1 pseudogene is annotated in these 315 nt (G+C 54.6%); it reads right to left on the bottom strand.

The annotated features are described in order from the left end of the window. Window positions 1-315: pseudogene (locus LK536_RS58640) on the bottom strand (SDR family NAD(P)-dependent oxidoreductase); the annotation flags it as partial.

The raw sequence follows: 315 nt of genomic DNA, 5'->3' as shown, positions 1-315 counted from the left end.
CCCATACCGGCCCATAGGTATATTGCGCAGGAATTTCTCATTCCTCTCCGGGTTAAAACGCGTACCCTCGGTTATCCTGGTAACGCTGGTTCCCGGCCCGATTGCATTGACGCGGATTCCGTGAGGCGCCATCTAAAGGGCAGCCCATTTGGTAAACTGGGTAACCCCTCCCTTGCTGGCGCTGTAGGCGCCTGTGTTGGTGGATACGGTTGCGGAGGCAGTGGAGCTGGTGTTGACCACTGCTCCTTTTATTCCTTTTTCCACCATGGAGCGTAGCACTGCCTGGTTCACGAAGAACATGCCGTTTAAGTTGAT

It is taken from the genome of Clostridium pacaense (assembly GCF_020709765.2).
Lineage (GTDB): Bacteria > Bacillota > Clostridia > Lachnospirales > Lachnospiraceae > Enterocloster > Enterocloster hominis.
This window is presented reverse-complemented; position numbering and strand designations above follow the sequence as displayed.